The 18,230-nt window shown below is 39.1% G+C and carries 19 protein-coding genes; 3 read left to right on the top strand and 16 right to left on the bottom strand.

Features of this window, described 5'->3' with window-relative positions; translation table 11 throughout:
- Positions 1 to 310 precede the first annotated feature (310 nt).
- Positions 311 to 1,804, top strand: a complete 1,494-nt coding sequence (locus tag MKY45_RS05650) for a catalase (protein ID WP_042532443.1) — start codon at positions 311 to 313, stop codon at positions 1,802 to 1,804.
- Positions 1,805 to 1,911: 107 nt separating this feature from the next.
- Here the strand turns inward: MKY45_RS05650 and MKY45_RS05645 are convergent, their stop codons facing one another.
- The 16 genes from MKY45_RS05645 to acpS form a co-directional block, all read right to left on the bottom strand.
- Positions 1,912 to 4,071, bottom strand: coding sequence for a Tex family protein (locus MKY45_RS05645; protein ID WP_193065073.1), 2,160 nt, complete (start codon positions 4,069 to 4,071; stop codon positions 1,912 to 1,914).
- A 131-nt stretch (positions 4,072 to 4,202) separates the two neighbouring features.
- A complete protein-coding gene (locus MKY45_RS05640) occupies positions 4,203 to 4,808 on the bottom strand; it encodes an indirect negative regulator of sigma-B activity (RefSeq protein ID WP_341172646.1) in 606 nt (201 codons plus the stop codon).
- Positions 4,805 to 5,596, bottom strand: coding sequence for an RNA polymerase sigma factor SigB (sigB, locus tag MKY45_RS05635; RefSeq protein WP_042532438.1), 792 nt, complete (start codon positions 5,594 to 5,596; stop codon positions 4,805 to 4,807). Before sigB ends, MKY45_RS05640 begins: the two co-directional genes overlap by 4 nt.
- The gene (gene rsbW / locus MKY45_RS05630; protein WP_042532436.1) at positions 5,568 to 6,044 is read right to left on the bottom strand and encodes an anti-sigma B factor RsbW; all 477 of its coding nucleotides are present in this window, start codon (positions 6,042 to 6,044) and stop codon (positions 5,568 to 5,570) included. The genes sigB and rsbW overlap by 29 nt, the downstream gene beginning before the upstream one ends.
- Complete coding sequence (locus MKY45_RS05625; protein WP_042532434.1) at positions 6,044 to 6,376, bottom strand: STAS domain-containing protein; 333 nt, start codon at positions 6,374 to 6,376, stop codon at positions 6,044 to 6,046. Before MKY45_RS05625 ends, rsbW begins: the two co-directional genes overlap by 1 nt.
- A 132-nt stretch (positions 6,377 to 6,508) precedes the next feature.
- Positions 6,509 to 7,522 (bottom strand): PP2C family protein-serine/threonine phosphatase, encoded by a 1,014-nt coding sequence (locus tag MKY45_RS05620; RefSeq protein WP_193065074.1) that lies wholly within the window; start codon positions 7,520 to 7,522, stop codon positions 6,509 to 6,511.
- A gap of 183 nt (positions 7,523 to 7,705) precedes the next feature.
- The gene (locus tag MKY45_RS05615) at positions 7,706 to 8,107 is read right to left on the bottom strand and encodes an anti-sigma regulatory factor (protein ID WP_042532430.1); all 402 of its coding nucleotides are present in this window, start codon (positions 8,105 to 8,107) and stop codon (positions 7,706 to 7,708) included.
- A gap of 3 nt (positions 8,108 to 8,110) precedes the next feature.
- The gene (locus tag MKY45_RS05610; RefSeq protein WP_042532428.1) at positions 8,111 to 8,467 is read right to left on the bottom strand and encodes an STAS domain-containing protein; all 357 of its coding nucleotides are present in this window, start codon (positions 8,465 to 8,467) and stop codon (positions 8,111 to 8,113) included.
- Positions 8,468 to 8,472: 5 nt separating this feature from the next.
- On the bottom strand, positions 8,473 to 9,342 hold the full coding sequence (locus tag MKY45_RS05605) for an RsbT co-antagonist protein RsbRA (RefSeq protein WP_042532426.1): 870 nt from the start codon (positions 9,340 to 9,342) through the stop codon (positions 8,473 to 8,475).
- Between the two features lie 414 nt (positions 9,343 to 9,756).
- Positions 9,757 to 10,167 (bottom strand): NADPH-dependent FMN reductase, encoded by a 411-nt coding sequence (gene ssuE, locus MKY45_RS05600; RefSeq protein WP_256705801.1) that lies wholly within the window; start codon positions 10,165 to 10,167, stop codon positions 9,757 to 9,759.
- A gap of 612 nt (positions 10,168 to 10,779) precedes the next feature.
- Entirely contained in the window at positions 10,780 to 11,493 is a 714-nt protein-coding gene (locus tag MKY45_RS05595; RefSeq protein WP_042532423.1) for an HAD family hydrolase, read from the bottom strand.
- A 498-nt stretch (positions 11,494 to 11,991) separates the two neighbouring features.
- Complete coding sequence (locus MKY45_RS05590) at positions 11,992 to 12,354, bottom strand: type II toxin-antitoxin system PemK/MazF family toxin (RefSeq protein ID WP_042532419.1); 363 nt, start codon at positions 12,352 to 12,354, stop codon at positions 11,992 to 11,994.
- A gap of 5 nt (positions 12,355 to 12,359) precedes the next feature.
- Positions 12,360 to 12,578: an antitoxin gene (locus MKY45_RS05585; RefSeq protein WP_374705761.1), complete on the bottom strand. Its 219-nt coding sequence runs from the start codon at positions 12,576 to 12,578 to the stop codon at positions 12,360 to 12,362.
- A 535-nt stretch (positions 12,579 to 13,113) separates the two neighbouring features.
- On the bottom strand, positions 13,114 to 14,151 hold the full coding sequence (locus tag MKY45_RS05580) for a LolA family protein (RefSeq protein ID WP_042532414.1): 1,038 nt from the start codon (positions 14,149 to 14,151) through the stop codon (positions 13,114 to 13,116).
- Between the two features lie 63 nt (positions 14,152 to 14,214).
- Complete coding sequence (locus MKY45_RS05575; RefSeq protein WP_193064388.1) at positions 14,215 to 15,732, bottom strand: NAD(P)H-hydrate dehydratase; 1,518 nt, start codon at positions 15,730 to 15,732, stop codon at positions 14,215 to 14,217.
- A gap of 83 nt (positions 15,733 to 15,815) precedes the next feature.
- Positions 15,816 to 16,172 carry a holo-ACP synthase gene (gene acpS, locus MKY45_RS05570; RefSeq protein WP_193064389.1) on the bottom strand — a complete coding sequence of 119 codons (357 nt, stop codon included), beginning with the start codon at positions 16,170 to 16,172 and terminating at the stop codon, positions 15,816 to 15,818.
- 131 nt (positions 16,173 to 16,303) lie between these two features.
- Between acpS and MKY45_RS05565 the strand changes: the two genes are divergently transcribed.
- Both MKY45_RS05565 and MKY45_RS05560 read left to right on the top strand, forming a co-directional pair.
- The gene (locus MKY45_RS05565) at positions 16,304 to 17,089 is read left to right on the top strand and encodes a rhomboid family intramembrane serine protease (protein ID WP_042532408.1); all 786 of its coding nucleotides are present in this window, start codon (positions 16,304 to 16,306) and stop codon (positions 17,087 to 17,089) included.
- 139 nt (positions 17,090 to 17,228) lie between these two features.
- The gene (locus MKY45_RS05560; protein ID WP_193064390.1) at positions 17,229 to 17,984 is read left to right on the top strand and encodes a prepilin peptidase; all 756 of its coding nucleotides are present in this window, start codon (positions 17,229 to 17,231) and stop codon (positions 17,982 to 17,984) included.
- Positions 17,985 to 18,230 lie beyond the last annotated feature (246 nt).

The raw sequence follows: 18,230 nt of genomic DNA, 5'->3' as shown, positions 1-18,230 counted from the left end.
TTTAACATAAAAAAGAAGCTGTCGGAACTTCTATTCTCTATCTTATATTTCAGTTATACTAAGAGTTTTATTCTCATTTAAAAAACTTAATTGAGAATTAGTAGAATCACTTATCTAATATATTATTTTATTCTAAAAGAAAACAACACTTTACTAACATTTGCTTAAAAATACGATACCCACCGTCAAGAAGGACTTCTATATCAAAATAAAAAAATGTCATTCAAATTAAACAAGAATATTAATAGCAATCTACTATTTATTATGTTATTATAATAATTGTATTTAATATATAGGAGGGAAACTATCTATGAGTGAAAAAAGAAAAATGACCACTGCATTTGGAGCTCCTGTTCCAAATGATGATGATTCTAAAACGGCCGGTAAACGTGGTCCATTATTAATGGAAGATTTTTGGTTTCTTGAAAAGCTTGCACACTTTGATCGCGAAGTAATTCCTGAGCGCCGTATGCACGCAAAAGGATCCGGAGCTTATGGAACATTAACGATTACTAACGACATTACTAAATATACAAAAGCAAAAGTCTTCTCTGAAGTCGGGAAGAAAACAGACATGTTTATCCGTTTCTCTACCGTAGCTGGTGAACGCGGAGCTGCTGATGCAGAACGCGATATCCGCGGTACTGCGATGAAATTCTACACAGAAGAAGGAAACTGGGACTTAGTCGGTAATAATACGCCTGTATTCTTTATGAGAGACCCTAAACGTTTCCCAGATTTGAACCATGTTGTAAAACGTGATCCAAAAACAAATATGAAGAATGCTGATGCAAACTGGGATTTCTGGTCTAATTTACCAGAAGCACTTCATCAGGTAACTGTTGTTATGTCTGATCGCGGGATTCCAAAATCTTACCGCAACATGCACTTATTCGGAAGCCATGCATACAGCTTATATAATGAAAATAACGAGCGCGTATGGGTGAAATTCCACTTCAGAACACAGCAAGGTATCGAAAACCTTACAAACGAAGAAGCTGCAAAAGTTGTCGGTGAAGACCGCGAAAGTCACCAACGTGATTTGTACACTGCTATTGAAGAAGGAAACTTCCCTAAATGGAAAATGTACATTCAGGTTATGACTGAAGAAGAAGCTAAAAATATGCCTTACAATCCATTCGATTTAACAAAAGTATGGTACAAAGATGAATTCCCGCTTATCGAAGTTGGCGAATTAGAACTGAATAAAAACCCGGAAAACTATCATGAAGAAGTAGAACAGGCTGCATTTGCTCCTACAAACATTGTTCCTGGCATTGGTTTCTCTCCAGATAAAATGTTGCAAGGCCGTCTATTCTCTTATGGAGATGCACAGCGCTACCGTTTAGGCGTGAACCACTGGCAAATCCCTGTTAACTATCCGAAAAACGCGAAAAACTTCCACCCATATCATCGTGACGGCGCAATGCGTGTTGTCCCTTACACTGGCGGACAAGTCAGCTACAGCCCGAACCAATATGGAGAATGGGAAGACAGCAAAGAGCATCAGGAGCCTGCATTACAGCTGGGTACAGATGTAGATGCTGATTACTTTGATTTTGATGAGGACGATGCGCTTTACTACGAACAGCCAGGTAAGCTATTCCGCTTAATGTCTGATGAGCAAAAACAAGCTCTTTTCCAAAATACAGCGGATGATATTGCTCCAGCAACAAAATCAGTAAAACTTCGTCACATCAACAATTGCTATAAAGCTGATCCAGAATACGGAAAAGGCGTTGCAGAAGCAATTGGCATCTCTCTTGATGAAGTGGAAGCTGCAAACGAAGAATCTGTAAAATAATAGAAAAATAAAAAAAGACCTCTCCTTATCTAATGGTGAGCGTCTTTTTTTATGGTTGAAAAAGAGGGAACTTCCCAGCATGGAAGCTCCCTTATCTTATTTATACATTATTGAATCATTGAAAGCGCAATTCTTCCTTTTTGGACATTCACATCATCGACCCAGACGGTGACTACATCACCAACAGAAGCGACATCCATGGGATGCTTGACGAACTGCTTGGACATCTTAGAGATATGCACAAGACCGTCCTGTTTAACACCAATATCAACAAAGACTCCAAAATCAACCACATTTCGCACCGTTCCCTGAAGCTCCATGCCAGGTTTTAAATCTTCCATATTCATGACATTTTTCTTTAATAACGGCTGTGGAAAATCATCACGCAAGTCACGTTCCGGCTTGCTTAATGCCTCCAGAATATCTTCTAATGTCGGCAGTCCAATCTCTAATTCTTCCGCGACAGCCTGCTTGTCTATTCCTTCTATCTTTTGCTGCAAAGGCGCTGTCCCCAGAGCTTGTTCATCAAACTTGAGCTTGTTTAATAATGCTTTCACATGTGGATAGCTTTCCGGATGAATAGGAGTACGGTCAAGCGGTGTATCCCCATCTACAATTCTCAAGAAACCGATCGCCTGCTCATATGTTTTCGCCCCAAGTCTCGGGATTTTCTTTAATTGCTTCCGGCTGGTAAATTTCCCTTCCTCTTCCCGTTTTTTGATCACATTATTTGCAACGGTTTTACTTAAACCAGATACGTACTGCAAAAGAGAGGAAGAAGCTGTATTTACATTAACACCGACTTGGTTAACCGCTGTTTCCACAACGAATGTCAACGAATTGGACAGCTCTTTTTGACTGACATCATGCTGATATTGCCCAACGCCGATGGACTTCGGATCAATTTTCACCAGTTCCGCTAATGGATCCTGTACCCGTCTTGCAATAGATACAGCACTTCTTTCCTCTACTTGTAGATCAGGGAATTCCTCTCTTGCTAAAGCGGAGGCAGAGTACACACTTGCTCCTGCTTCATTTACAATAATATACGGAATATCCAGCTTGTTATTTGTTAATACATCTGAAATAAATTGCTCTGTTTCCCGTGATGCTGTACCATTTCCAATCGCAACCAGCTCTACATTAAATTGATTTATTAAGCTGATAACCACCTTCTCTGCGCCCTTCACATCTTTCTTTGGAGCAGTCGGATAAATCACATGGATTTGATGGACCTTCCCGGTTTCATCCACAATCGCAAGCTTACAGCCAGTACGGAAAGCCGGATCCACTCCTAAAATGACTTTCCCTTTTAATGGCGGCTGAAGTAATAGATTCCTTAAATTTACGGAGAAAACTTCAATCGCCTGTGCTTCCGCTTTTTCTGTAAGTGCACTGCGGATTTCTCGTTCCACGGAGGGTTCAATCAACCTTTTATAGCTATCCTCTACAGCTGCTGTTAATAATTCCTTCATATGCTGCGGGCACGTTTTTTTAATTACCTTTTTCTCTAAATAGGCAATTATTTTATCAACAGGCGGTTCTACCTGTACTTTTAAAATCCCCTCTTTTTCTCCGCGGTTAAGTGCAAGAATACGATGGGAAACTAATGAGCGAACCGTTTCACTATATTCATAATACATCTCAAAAATCTGTTTTTCATCTGCTGCTTTATTTTTCTCTTCAGATTGGATGGTTCCTTGCTTCATCGTGGCATTGCGAATAAATTCACGGTAAGCCGGTTCATCAGAAATCCATTCTGCAATGATATCATTTACTCCCTGAAGTACCTCTTCTACGGTGCTTAGCTCATGCTCTTCAGAGAAATATTGTGTGGCTTCCTGTTCTAACTCAAGTGATTCGCTCTGCTCCCAAATAGCTTGGGCAAATGGCTCTAATCCTTTTTCCTTTGCGATAGTAGCTCTTGTACGGCGTTTTTGTTTATAAGGGCGATACAGATCTTCTACTTTTTGAAGCTGCGTCGCTTTTTCAATGTCGTTTCTTAATTCATCTGTCAGCTTACCTTGTTCTTCAATGATACGAAGTACTTCTTGTTTTCGTTCAGACAGGTTAAGGACATATGTCCACCTATCCTGTATCTCTTTTATTTTTACTTCATCCAATCCGCCTGTGGCTTCTTTTCGATATCTTGCAATAAACGGAACGGTATTCCCTTCATTTAAAAGAGAAATCACTTTCGAAACAGTGTTTCCTTGAATATTGGTATCTTTTGATACGATTGCAATTAATTTTTCATCTGCACTCACTGTTGCTTCTCCTCCTTACTCTACGTTCTATTGTATCAAATTAAACGTGTCAATGCTTTCTGACACAACAAAAAAGATTGATTTATAATCAATAATAAATGAATCCATGTTCATGTTATTGTGATTATAAATCAACCTTTTTCTCCTTTGTATCTAATTGCCAGTAACGTTGTATCATCCTGCCTGGTACCGTCACTATGCTGCGCATAAGTATCCGTAATCTGCTCTACATTGTAGTCTTTAAAATAATACGCAGATAACTCTTTATCTTTTACGCCGTCTGAAAATACAATGAAATTTGTTCCATCGGTTAATTTTTCCGTCATAGCCTTTACGCCTCGGTAACGAGATCCCAAATATCCAGAGCTTGGAATATTTCGCTTTTTCTTACAGCCTCGCTCCAAAATAATAATCCCTATATTTCCAATGGAGGAAAAAGTAAAGGTCTGATCGATGAAGTCTAATTTTAAAATCCCCATCACTGCACCACGCATGCCAAGCAATTTTTTATTGCATAAATCAACAATTTCTTTTACTGTTTTAAATTTATGCTCCTTCACAATATCGATTACTGCCTGTGAGGATTCTTTTGCAATTGCCCCGCTTCCAAGACCATCCGCGAGCACTCCTAGAAACATATGGTCTTCTTCTATAAAAAAGTAACTGTCTCCACATAAATGATTACCCTTTTTAGATTGTTGATAGACGGAAACATCGACATATTTATCGGAAATCAATCGAATACCTCCGTACTTTCTGTTTGCATTGTTTCTCGCAATTTACGGAGTGCTCGTCTTTGAAGCCGTGACACATGCATTTGAGAAATACCCAGCATTTCACCTGTTTCTTTCTGGCTCATGTTTTTAAAATAGGTGCATTCTAAAATAAGCTGCTCCCGTTCTGATAAAACAGGAAGAACTTTTTCAAGAATCATTTTTTGCTCCAAGTTTTTAAGACTATTGTCTTCGTTACCAATTAAGTCCAATATAGCAACAGTGCTGCCGTCTGAATCAGCTTCAATTTTATGGTCAACTGATAAAGCTTTATAGCTTTTACTCATTTCCATTGTTTCTAAAACTTCTTCTTCCGGTACACCAATGTGTTCTGCAATTTCTTGTATGGTAGGAGATTTTTGATTTTTAGTCGTTAGTTCATCAGCACTTTTGCGGATTTTTGGTCCCAATTCTTTAATACGACGAGGCACATGGACACTCCATGTCTTATCTCGTATAAATCGCTTTATTTCACCAATAATGGTTGGGATAGCGAAAGACTCAAACGACTTACCATATGACGGATCGTACCTCTTAATTGCCCCAAGCAATCCAATCATGCCGACTTGTACAAGGTCTTCATGAATAGCGCTATTTTTGGAGTACTTCCTGGCAATAGATCCAACGAGATTCTGATAAGTTAAAACAATCTTTTCCTGTAATTCTTCATTTGTTGGATCTTCCTGAAGTGTACTTATCCATTGGTAAACCTCATCTCCCCCTCTATTGAATGGTTGAGATTTGGTCGTCATCCATGTCCACCTCTTCTTCTCTATTGTATTTAGTCATAATAACCATTACGCCATATTTATTGTTGATTTTTACTTCGTCCATGAGTGCTTCAATCAGGAATAGGCCAAACCCTCCTTCCCGGATTTTTTCAACAGGTTCATCGGATTGATATGGCCCTGTACCGTTCTTTACTTCTTCTAAATCAAAGCTTCCTCCGCGATCAGCTACCATAATTTCCATCCGGTCTTCATACAGGCCGAAGCCAACTGTAATTTCACCAGATTCTTTTTCTTCATAAGCATGCTCTACAGCATTTGTAACTGCTTCAGAGATAGCTACTTTTAAATCTTCAATCGCATCATAGGAAAAGCCCATCCGGTTGGCAACCCCCGATAGAGTCAGACGCATTACTCCAATATACTCCGCTTTCGCCGGTACTTTCATCTCTATATAATCAAATGCTTCCATCACTCATTGCCACCTCGAATCGCTGCTTTGATCTCTATAATCTCACTAAGTCCGGTAATCTCAAAAATACGAAAAACCCGATCCTGCACATTTTTCAACGTATAATGGCTTCCGCTTTCCTTAGAGGCTTTCAAAGCGCTGACAAACACTCCTAAACCGGTACTGTCCATATACTGCACATTTTCTAAATCTACTTCGATTTCATTGCCGCTCTCTCTCATCAGCGGCATTAATGTTTCTTTCAGCTCCGGAGCTGTGTATGCATCAATCTCTCCGCTCACTTCTAAAACTTTTACATTGCTGTCTTCTTGTACGTTTACTGATAAATTCATAATAACCCCCTCTGCCATCCAGATATAAGATTAGATGACTATACATTATAAATTCATTTTCTCTATAACATTTGAAACGAAATTTATTTAACTAGAATAAACTATTATATTGTATTCCCTGCATTTATTTCTTTAAACCTCTTTACGAAGAACAATTAATGTAAAATCATCCCTCAATTGAAAATCCTGCAGTTTTTCAAAATACTGATACACATTTTCTACCAGCTCCTGTGCCGGTAAATCAATATATTTTCGGATGACTTCCAACAATTCTTCTGTTTCAATAAACCGGTCGCCGTCTCTGCACTCGGAAACACCATCTGTCAGAAAGATAATCAGGTCATCCTTCTGAATTGCTAATTCATATTCCCGATAAGTAGCATCCGGCATCACGCCGAGTACAATCCCTTTCGCACGAACCTCTTCAAATTCTTCCGTTTCTGCACGGAAAATATATCCCGGCTCATGCCCTGCGGAAGATAATCTTAATTTACTTTCCGCCGGCAAATAATGTGCATAACACATCGTAATAAACATACTGGGATCAATATTTCTTTCTACTACACGATTCAGGTTTTCTAATACTTTATTTGGTGACATTGTCGCTTCTGGATAACTGTCCATTGCATATTTGATCATCGACATACACAGTGCTGCCGGTATTCCTTTTCCAACGACATCCGCAATGGCAATCCCGATTGTCCCATTGCTTCCTTTGGTGAAATGATGATAATCTCCGTTCATCTGATGAGCAGGAACACTAATCACGCCGATATCTAATCCGCTTACTTCCGGCCTTTGCGTTCCAAGCAAGGTCTTTTGCATATTCGCCGCAACAGAAATTTCAGAAGTCAGCACATCTTTTTCCTGTCTTAAATAATCAACTTCCTGCAATGCCAATCCATAGAAAACCGTAGCTTCTAATAAAAATTCCATCGACAGCTTATATTCCTCCAATAATTGAGGATAAATCCGCTCCATTGCCTGAATATGCAAATTGATTAATTCTTCCGGCAAGATATTCTTTTTAATAAAAGCTTTGCTGATTAATTCAAGGTCATACAATGATTTCTCATCTTGTGTTTCAATATATTTTTGTAATAATTTCTGGTATTTTACAGTATTTTTTCTGATCGTTTCTTCCACTGTGGTTACTCCCCCCTTATTTCAAAGAACCTTTTATTCTTTTTTAAGGCTTTCCCCGAGCTGGTAAACCGGTGTTTCGTGATTTTTAAACACAACTGTTTTCTCTTTCTTTTTTTCTCACCTGGATTACCAATGGCATGTACTGGATAAAATAAGGAAGGGTGCTAAAATAAAAGGATTATATTATCTGATCCATTTAATCGCTTTGATTTTAGTTCCTTCCCCCGCTGCGGATTCTATATCAAATTCATCCATCAAGCGTTTTACCCCGGGCAGTCCAGCACCAAGCCCTCCAGAGGTCGTATAGCCATCTTGCATGACACGGCTTATATCTTTTATTCCTGGACCAGTGTCCACAGCTGTCATTAAGATTCCTTTTTGACTGTTCGTATAAATGTACTCAAAACAAACCTGTCCATTTTTAGCATATAAATAAATATTGCGAGCTAATTCAGATACTGCGGTAGCAATCCTTGCCTGATCAACGGTTCCAAAGCCAATTTCTTTTGCCATTTCCCGTCCGAGCTGTCTTGCTCCAACAATATCCCACTCTTTATGAATGTTGACACAGGATCTTGGGTTCATATATTAACCTCCCAATTCCTGATGTAACTTCACTAAACCTTGTTCTAAATCTAATGCTGTCGGGACATTTTGCAAGTGTATTCCCAAGTCAATTAATGTCATTGCAACAGCTGGCTGAATTCCAGTTAATACAACACGCGCCCCCATTAAATCCGACATGGACACAACATCACCAAGTACTTTTGCAATAAAAGAATCAATGATATCAACAGATGTCAAATCAATCACAACACCTGTTGCACCTGTTTTATGAATTTTTGCTAATAAATCTTCCTGAAATTTAATAGCCGTTTGATCATCAATCTCCGTCTGAATAGAAATCAGCAAATAATTGTGCAACTTTAAAATAGGTATCCGCATTTTCTCTATTCCCCCTTAAGAGCATTCATTATTTCATCAATGCCTTGGTTTTTAGAAGGCAAATCCACAACAGTTCTTCCAGTTATTTCAAGCGCTCTGGTAAAACCTTTTTTCAAAGAGCTTCTGGTAGGGAATTTACTTAAATCAATCCCTATATTTATAATCGTTTGAGCAATTTCCGGACGGATGCCTACAAGAATACATGTAGATCCAATCAGTCTGACCGCTTCCGCTGCCTGAATAATATGATGTGCTACCATGGTGTCCACAACAGGAACACCCGTAATATCTATTAAGACAACTTCGGAGTTATGCTTGATTGCCCCCTCCAGTAAATTCTCCATAATCAATTTCGCTCTGTCCGTATCAATGGTTCCAATCAACGGCATGACGGTTATCCCTTCCATAACAGGGATCAACGGTGCGGATAGTTCCTGTAAAGCTACCCGCTGTAAAGATAAAATATTTTCCCAGCTTCCTGAATACTCATTGACGAGCTGTCGAATCAATGGTTCTATCCATTCATCTACGCTTGTTAAGACATTTGAAAAATGACTGGAATCTACTTGGTCTGCTTGCTTCAGTAAAAATTCAATGGTAACACGACGAAAAACCTGCAGCCCATCGGTTATATAACTGAGCGGCCAGCCAAGGTTGATCATTTTCTCCGAAAACTCTTCTACTACTTTCGAAGACCCCTGATTTTGGATACTTGTAAAAATAACATTCACAAATTCGCGGTTGGTATTCTCATAGAGTTCATCAGATATACTCGCTGTATAATTCCCTGATTTTATTCTCCCTACTTCATCCATCCAACTATCAACAATAGAATCACTATTACTGATCATTAATTCTTTCAGATTTGCATCCATCCCCTGATACCTCCAAATTCTAAACATTTTTCCATATTAATACAAACTTCTACAAAACTCCAGTCAAAATACTTTTGTATCAGCCTCTTCTAAGTATGCAGAAACTACTATTCCCATTTTACCTCAATTGTACCATATATCAAATAAACACAGCATTTTTTCAAGTTACACTATCCACTCCCCCGCATACACGCTTCTATTAATTTCTCATTTTATTGACAAAAGCTCCCTCATTAAAAAAAGGCCTGCTTAGCTGCAGACCCTTTTATGTATTGAAAAAAGAACCAGTTAAACAAATTCTTTTCGTTTTAAATTCCCCAGGAAATAATCCAATTGTTTATGTGTCCGAGTAATCATGGCTTCATCCAGGATTGGATTATCCTTGGTTTTATCAACTTCACTATCCTGAAAATATTACCCTTTTAAGGGTTGGCTTTTTAACGTAGCAAGCAGCGGCTTTAAGGCATAATCCAATGCTAATAAATGCGAGAGGCTTCCCCCTGTCATAACAGGCAGTGAAACCGTCCCCCGTAAAACATCCTGGGGCATTAAATCAAATAATGACTTTAGGATGCCTGAATAGGAGGCTTTATAGACAGGACTCCCGACGATGACCCCGTCTGCCGCTTCCAAATCCCCGGCAATCTCTTTGATTTTCGGACTTTGGAAGTTCGCATACAGCAAAGCTTCTGCTTCTACATCTCTGACGGATATATGCTTTACACGAAACCCTTGCTGCTCCGCCAATTCACCTAAATAATAAAGAACGCGTTCTGATCTGGATAATGTTGAAGGACTTCCTGATATAACAACAATTGTACTCACAAATATTCTCCTTCCTTTATACAGCATAACCCTACAAAACCAATATACTTCTAATCAGCCTTCCCGATTTGCCGTTTCTTTTTTATTACGATTGGAAGAAATATTAACGCCAAATTTCTACTGAGCACATCATATGCATATTCACGACGAAAAAATCCTTCCCTCGTAATTTTTAAGCTTTCTTAGATCTCTCTTTCCTTCTATCCATCACCTAACAGATATTTTGAGATTTTTAAATTTTCATTTTAGAAAAACCTATTTTTTTGCTGAATAGTGTACTATTTTCCATAGTTGCAGCGTTCTTTTCTCACTTATATTTGAGTATCCCGAGTATTTTACAAAGATTTATAAATTGAATATTAGTATATCATCCTATTCCTCTCACTACAATAGGTATTATTATAAATAATTTATGTAAGGACTTATTCTTCGTGTCCAAAAAGACCGATAATCAAAATCAAGAAGTTTGGCATATCATTATATAGAAAATTTCAATATTCACTTTGAAGCAGTATCCTTTACCGGAATACTTCCCTTGAGTTTACACAAAAAGAGCCTTGAGGAATCCCTCAAGGCTCTATATGATGAAATTACTTTCATTAACCTAATCCATTATGTGCTTAGCGTCTCTTCCCGAAAAAATGTATATAGCTCTGCTGCACTGGTTACTGTTTTATCTGCTTTTATTCTTCCTTCCGGTTCTTCCCTCTGTCGATGGTTCATCCAGACGGCATGCCAGCCTGCCTGTTTGGCACCGACAATATCATTAGCAAAGGAGTCGCCGACATACACTGTATTTTCTTTCTTTAAACCCAGCTTGTCCTCCATGAATTGAAACGCTGCTGTGGATGGTTTCGCATGCCCTATTGTTTCAGAAATAAATAAACGCTCTTCCGGAATCCACTTGTTCAGCTTTAACTGTTTGATTTTCATTGCCTGATGTCCTTCCGCACCATTTGTCATTACAGCTAATTGCTTCTGACTCGCTGAAAGATAATCCAGGAGCTCCACCACTTCATCAAATAACTCTATTTTTCCTTGTTCTTGGACGTAACTGTCCTGAAATTCTAAAGCCTGCTCTGCTGTTATCTGTATTCCTATTTCTGCGCAAGCATCTTTGATTCGCCGGATATGCATTTCTTCCATTGTAATTTTACCTGCTACCTGATCATCAAATAGCGCATCGCTATGTTTGCGACTTAATAGATAAAGATGATTTAACTCCGCTTCCGACAAAGCCACGTTCAACATTTTTTTACATGTTTTTCGAAATGTCGCAGCCTGGTCATATAATGTATCATCCATATCAAAAATGATTGTATCCATCGTTATCAACCTCCACCTTCATTCCTTTTCATTTTACTATATCTTTTAACGAAGGAGAATAATTTCTTAAAACATCGGTATTCTTGCCAAGGAGAGGTCTGTTACAACGGTCTTATTACTATCTGCTTTTATCAAATAAATCCCTGCAGAAAAAACGAACTTCTATTTTATCCTCTGGGCATAAGTGCGACTTTAGCTCTGTCTGCGCCTGTCGGCTTGCCAATCGCTAAGTCTTCTTTTCACCCTCTGGGCATAAGTGCGACTTTAGCTCTGTCTGCGCCTGTCGGCTTGCCAATCGCTAAGTCTTCTTTAAAGGAGAGGAGCTCGGGATCTATGGAAAACGGAGTATTTTTTTGAGACTTGAGATTATTCACCCTATGGAACCCGTTAGAGCTTCCTCCTCCACTTTTTATATGCTTTCCTTTCTTTCTCCAATGAAACTTCATTAAAAAAGACCGCCCTAATATAAGGACAGTCTTTTTACGCATCAGAAAAGTATTAATTATTACTGTAGACATCTCGTAAGCCAAGGCTTATTTCTAATGATTGATTGATTTTTTCCATCATTTCTTTATCTAATTTTGTAATTTTATCCGTTAACCGCTGCTTATCTAACGTGCGAATTTGTTCCAGCAGAATAACTGAATTCCGGTCAAACCCATAACGTTTTGCATCAATCTCTACATGCGTTGGCAACTTAGCCTTCTGAATTTGCGCGGTAATGGCCGCCACAATCACAGTCGGACTAAATCGGTTACCTATATCATTCTGGAGAATAAGAACCGGTCTCACACCGCCCTGCTCTGAGCCAACCACAGGGGATAAGTCAGCAAAATAAACCTCGCCTCTTTGAACGATCACAAGTGTTACACCCCGATCACAGAGCGCTCTAGAGTAATTTCAGCCTCTTCTTCAGCTTGAAAAGCCTCTGAAGCAATCGTTAGATTAATTCTTGCCATTTCCTCATATCCGCGCTGCATCGTTTCATGAAAACGCTGGAGGTGTTCTTCTTTTTTATGGTTTAAATAAATTTGAGTTGCTTCACAAATGAAATCACTTAAGTCAGAGCTATTCTCATATTTCATTAATCCATCCACCTCACTCAGCAAATTTTTCGGTATTTTCACTAAAATTTCTTCTTTATTTTCAGCCAAAACCAAGCACCCCCGCCAACAATTAACGTTCGTTATTCAATTTAATATTATGATAGCATTGTGAACATACTTTTGCAAAGGGGTTATGGCGAATTTGTAAAAAAATCATGTAAATTTGTCGTTTTAAACCTTAAATTTTGTGGTATCTATATTATTTGAAGTGTTAAAAATGAGCGTTTTTCCCTTACGCTGCTTTTCTCCCGGCTTCCTGACTGCCGCTGAGGAAAATACTCCGTTAAACAATATTTTTCTTCATTAAATTTTCATTTTATGTTCAAAAATGAAAGAACGTTCACCAAGCCTTGAATTTTTCATTCGATTTTTATCCTTTAGCTGATTTATGCAACGAAATAAATACCTGTCTATTAATTATATGCCAATATGTTAAAATCATACCTCTAAACTGGAAATGGGACATACAAAAGCAGACTCCGTTTTCAGAGAGCCTGCTTTTGTATTAACCGTATCATTTTGTTAACTGTCCTTGGACAGATTGTGCTACTTCAATCATTTCTTCCTTCGTCAGCTCTGTACTTGCCAATTGATAATCAACACCCTGATAACTCCATTTTAAAACATTATCTTCCAACCCAGCAACAGTAGCTCCCAGATTCACAATATCTCCATTGACTACTTCTGGAGCTGAGCTCACTGGAGCTGTTTCTCTGATTTCCTGAACAAGTGTAAAGTTTTTCTCTCCCTCAAAGGTTGTAATAATTCGCTCTCCATCCTCCAGGGGAACCTCTTGCTTATCCGCCATTTCTGCTCCAGCTGTAAACGTAGGATACAACTCCCGTACTTCCTGCGCAGCTGTTTCTACAGCTGCTCCCTCTTCTGCACCAGCACTTTCCTCATCTGTTTCCTGCTCCATGTTCTTCTCCATCGTAAAATCATCTTCTGCAAATGTTGCATCTAAATCAAAACCATGAAAAGTGACATTAACCAGCGGTTCCCCATCTTGATTTAACACATTGACCATTGCTGGTGTATAACTGGATTTGTCAAAGTAAATTTCTTGAGCCGGTAAATTATTGTTGCTTTGATAATTTGTTTTCGTCCGGAAAATATAATGGTCTTCCGTTGTTTCAAATTGCGCTTCTGGATCGTTTAATACATCATTGACCAGTGATTGAAGCAAATATGGCTGACTGCTATTCTCTGGCCAATCCGATTGGAATTTGAAACTTTTTTCCAAAGCTGGCGTTAATACAAAAACACCATCCATATTTTTCAAAATGACTTGACTTTCATTCTGCTCAGCTTCATTTTCCAGCTTCACACGATATTGATCATCAGCCTGATACCATATATCAATCAAAAATGTTTGTTCCTGCTCTCCTGTATTCATCGTCATATCCGCAGTGGCTTTATACCCCTCTAGATCGGCAACTGTCTCCTGCAATTCCTCCACAACATCTTCCTGCGTTTTTTCTCCACATGCTGCCAGCACCAGACTCAATGCACCTAATAGTAAAACGACACTGAAAAAACGTCTATTTATCATCAGCATATCTCCCTTGTCTCATTTAACAAAGGGAACGATTTGTTAACAGTACGTCACACCGTTTTATGAAGAAAATGTACGGATTGCCTTTGGAATGCCTTGAATCACATCCCCCGCCAGCAAATCCTGTTCCGAGTGTTCTTCTTGGACTAATAAGTCTGCAGATTTTCCGTGCAAGAAGCAAGCGTTATTTATTCCTGCAAAAATCGATTTGCTCTGCATCACCGTTGCTAAAATCATACCGGTCAGCACATCCCCGCTGCCTCCTTTAGCAAGTCCAGGGTTCCCGCTTGATTCTACGGTCTGGTTACCATCCGGATCGGTAATGATGGTATGCTTTCCTTTTAACACAAGGTAGCAGTTCAACCGCTTGGCAAAATCAGAACTATGCCGGAAAGGCTCCATAAGTAAGTCCGAGACAGATATATCCATTAAAGCAGCAAGTTCACCTGGGTGAGGTGTTAAAATCAGCGGAGCCTGTCTTAACTTAAAATCTGCTGCATAGGCTCTCAGATGAAAAAGACCATCTGCATCGATAACGATTGGTCCTTTATACCTGAGCAATGCCGGAAAAATGCCTTTGGCCGTTTCTTCTTTTCTGCCCAGACCAACGCCAACAGCAATCGCATCAAAACCAGACAAGTCAATGTTATCGATTCCCGTGATACAGCCATCTGTTTCGGATGCGCCAATATACATAGCCTCCGGATTATTTCCAGCAATCATGGAAATTACATTTTTCACAGAAGCCGTTGTTAATAACCCTGCTCCAGTCCGCAAGGCTGCTTTTGTTGTCATCAGAACGGATCCCGGCATCGGCTCACTTCCACCAATAATCAGCCCTTTTCCATGATCTCCTTTATGAGAATTGACGCCCCGCTTTGGAAAAGCTTCCTGAAAATCTGCTGTTGTCCACAAGCGTTTTTTTGTGTGCGCTTGGAATAATTTTTCAGGAAAACCAATATCCGCTACAATCCATTCACCATAATAGGAAGACGTTTGCTGACAGACAGCCGATTGTTTTACTGCTCCTATCATAATCGTTGCATCTGCTTCAATAGCCTGAAAATCCGCGAAGCCTTCCTCTGCCGGCAGCCCAGTTGGTATATCGATGGAAATCACATACGCATCTTGTTTATTCACCTGTCTCGTTACAGTTAAGATATCGCCTCTTAATCCGCCGCGCACACCGATTCCAAGCATCGCATCAATAATCACATCAGCCTCTGAAAGAACTGTATCTGCCGTCCCTTCATTATAATCCGCCACCTGGCCGCCAAATTGACGATAAATCTTCTTATGGCGAGCTGCATCACCTGTAATTTTCTCGTCCGGCGCAACCTGGATCACCTTGATAGCGTAACCTGCTTCTTCAAGCACACGGGCAATGACAAAACCGTCTCCGCCATTATTTCCGCCGCCAATTAAAATAACTGTCTTATCTTCTTTAGTTATCCGCTTTTTTATTTCTCTGCTCGCTTCTCTCCCTGCATTCTCCATGAGTATCTTTCCATCAAGGCCCATCGTTTGAATAGTTTCTCGGTCAATCTTGTACATTTCTTCCGCGGTAACAATATACAAATTCGTTCCCTCCTACCGCAATAAAATATATGAGACAAACTATGCGATTATGCATTTTTAGAATGCTGTCATTTTACTTTATCCTATCTCTCTTCTAATAAAACCTGTGCTACTGCATACTCTCTGCTGTGAGATATAGACACGTGGATAGATATATCCTCCATCCCCTCTGCCTGCATTTCCGGCGCTCCATTGGCATGATTTCTAATTTCGATTTGTTGAAAGCTCAGTTTTCCAATCCCAGTTCCATTTGCTTTAGCCAGAGCTTCCTTTGCAGCAAAACGCCCTGCTGCATACTCCACGCGCCGATGAAGAGCTAACTGCCCTGCTTGTTCCATCTCTGTGCTGGTTAATACACGTTCTAAAAAACGATTATTTTTTTCAAGTAATCGTTTGATTCTTGCTAATTCAACGATATCCACACCGATTCCAAGTATCATGGTCACTGCTCCTAAAATTTTTCTATTTATAGTAACACCTTTATAATGGTCATAATCTGTATTATTTCTTATTATTATAGTATATAGGACAACTTATTTCATTTAAAAGCATTGGCTATGGGAGGCACAATATGTTTATTAGGACAGAACGGAGCATCAGAGAATTCTTTGAATTATATCCCGTGGTAACCATCATTGTCGGGATCAATATATTTCTGTGGTTTATTATTGATTTTTTAAATTTACAAATTGGCACTTACATAAGAGATTATGGGGTGGGAATCAACTATTGGATTGGAGAAGGAGAATGGTGGAGATTATTCACCCCTATTTTTCTTCATGCCGGGGCCATGCACATGCTGTTTAATTCCTTTTCCCTCGTGCTGTTCGGTCCTGCACTTGAACAAATGCTCGGTAAATTCAAGTTTATTTTAGCCTATATCGGCACTGCTGTGACAGCAAATATTGTTATTTACTTTATTGAATCTCCTGCCTATGCTCATTTAGGCGCATCCGGAGCAATCTTCGGTTTGTTCGGAATCTATGTTTATATGGTCTTTTTCCGAAAAGATTTAATCGATCAATCCAGCAGTCAAATCATTGGTGTCATTGTAGCCATTGCGTTGGCCATGACATTTTTACGAAGCGGCATTAGCATATTGGGACATTTATTTGGTTTTTTCAGCGGTTTTACCTACGCTCCGCTTCTCTTAGCCGGCGTAAAGAGTTATTCCCCCTGGTCGCGCAACCGACCGCGAAAAAGAAAGTATGCAGATGATGACGACGGCCCGCAATTTGATCCGGATCGATGGAATAAAAAACGGAAAATGCCAGAGGCTATCCGGAAAAATATGCTATGGATTATTGTCGGTATCATTGCTGTTCTATGGCTATTAGGACAGGCAAATATTTTATAAGAATAATGAGCTGGTTGTGAATTTTTCATAACCAGCTTTTTATTTCGTGAAAAATGAATACAATATAAAACGGGCCCGGCTTTATGCTATAATAAGAACACTTCGCAATTATCCTCAAAATTAAATAAGGAGGTTTCTTATGGAAATCTATACTTCATTCATCTTTTTCCTGTTTGGCACCATTTTTGGTTCATTTTTTATGGTTGTCGGCATTCGTCTCCCGCAAAAAATTTCTTTTTCCAATGAACGTTCCAAATGTCCCGCCTGCCATTATCAGCTCGCATGGTACGATAATATCCCCATCCTGTCTTATCTTCTTCTGAAAGGCCACTGCAGAAAATGCCGCTATTCCATTTCTTATTTATACCCGCTGACAGAAGCTACCACAGGCTTTCTCTTTACCCTTTGTTACTGGCATGCAGCCACTCCTACAGAAGTGCTTCTCTCTCTTTTATTTATATCCCTATTAATTCTTATCATCATCACTGACCTCTATTATATGGTCATTCCAAATAAGCTATTAGCTCTTTTCCTTTTTGCTTTTATTCTCGTACGGCTGATAGAACCGCTAAACCCTTGGTGGGACTCTGTAGCAGGAGCTCTTACTGGTTTTTTGATTATTTTTATCGTCATCTTATGGAATAAAGAAGCAATGGGAGCAGGAGATATGAAATTAATGGCCGTACTCGGTGTTGTATTGGGTTTCTCTCATATTATTACAACCTTTCTGCTGGCTTGTATTTCTGGAGCAGTAATTGGAATTGTTTTACTTCGTTTCAGTATCATTCAGCGGAATAAGCCATTTCCTTTTGGCCCTTTTATCGCTTTGGGCGCGCTGCTCTCTTATTTTTCAGGCGATATTCTGATTCACTGGTATTTGAATTTATTTACCTGATGTAAAAAAACTGCTGGTTTTGAATAAATATAAAACGAATCATTATTTCATACAAATACACAATCGTATTCCCGCTCAACCTGGACAAATCTAAATACTTTCATAACAAATAAAACAAATTCAATCATTGATATTCAAATTCAGTTATTAATTTTATATCGCCCTTTAAATAACTGATAATACACACAATTCTTCATAATATTTGTAATTACAAATATTAAAAATTATACTTTCAAGGTGTTTTAT

Source organism: Oceanobacillus sp. FSL K6-0251 (assembly GCF_038004725.1).
Lineage (GTDB): Bacteria > Bacillota > Bacilli > Bacillales > Amphibacillaceae > Oceanobacillus > Oceanobacillus oncorhynchi.
The sequence above is the reverse complement of the archived record's forward strand: the minus strand, read 5'-3'. Positions and strand labels throughout refer to the sequence as shown.

Excerpts from the sequence above, each read along its gene's own strand:
- MKY45_RS05615 (WP_042532430.1), bottom strand. The coding sequence starts at position 8,107 with ATGAACCCAAGATCCTGTGTCAACATTCATAAAGAGTGGGATATTGTT.
- MKY45_RS05565 (WP_042532408.1), top strand. The coding sequence starts at position 16,304 with ATGTTTATTAGGACAGAACGGAGCATCAGAGAATTCTTTGAATTATAT.
- MKY45_RS05580 (WP_042532414.1), bottom strand. The coding sequence starts at position 14,151 with ATGATAAATAGACGTTTTTTCAGTGTCGTTTTACTATTAGGTGCATTG.
- MKY45_RS05560 (WP_193064390.1), top strand. The coding sequence starts at position 17,229 with ATGGAAATCTATACTTCATTCATCTTTTTCCTGTTTGGCACCATTTTT.
- MKY45_RS05585 (WP_374705761.1), bottom strand. The coding sequence starts at position 12,578 with ATGAAATATGAGAATAGCTCTGACTTAAGTGATTTCATTTGTGAAGCA.
- rsbW (WP_042532436.1), bottom strand. The coding sequence starts at position 6,044 with ATGGAAGCATTTGATTATATAGAGATGAAAGTACCGGCGAAAGCGGAG.
- MKY45_RS05610 (WP_042532428.1), bottom strand. The coding sequence starts at position 8,467 with ATGCGGATACCTATTTTAAAGTTGCACAATTATTTGCTGATTTCTATT.
- MKY45_RS05595 (WP_042532423.1), bottom strand. The coding sequence starts at position 11,493 with ATGGATACAATCATTTTTGATATGGATGATACATTATATGACCAGGCT.
- MKY45_RS05650 (WP_042532443.1), top strand. The coding sequence starts at position 311 with ATGAGTGAAAAAAGAAAAATGACCACTGCATTTGGAGCTCCTGTTCCA.
- sigB (WP_042532438.1), bottom strand. The coding sequence starts at position 5,596 with ATGACGACCAAATCTCAACCATTCAATAGAGGGGGAGATGAGGTTTAC.
- acpS (WP_193064389.1), bottom strand. The coding sequence starts at position 16,172 with ATGATACTTGGAATCGGTGTGGATATCGTTGAATTAGCAAGAATCAAA.
- MKY45_RS05625 (WP_042532434.1), bottom strand. The coding sequence starts at position 6,376 with ATGAATTTATCAGTAAACGTACAAGAAGACAGCAATGTAAAAGTTTTA.
- MKY45_RS05605 (WP_042532426.1), bottom strand. The coding sequence starts at position 9,342 with ATGGATGCAAATCTGAAAGAATTAATGATCAGTAATAGTGATTCTATT.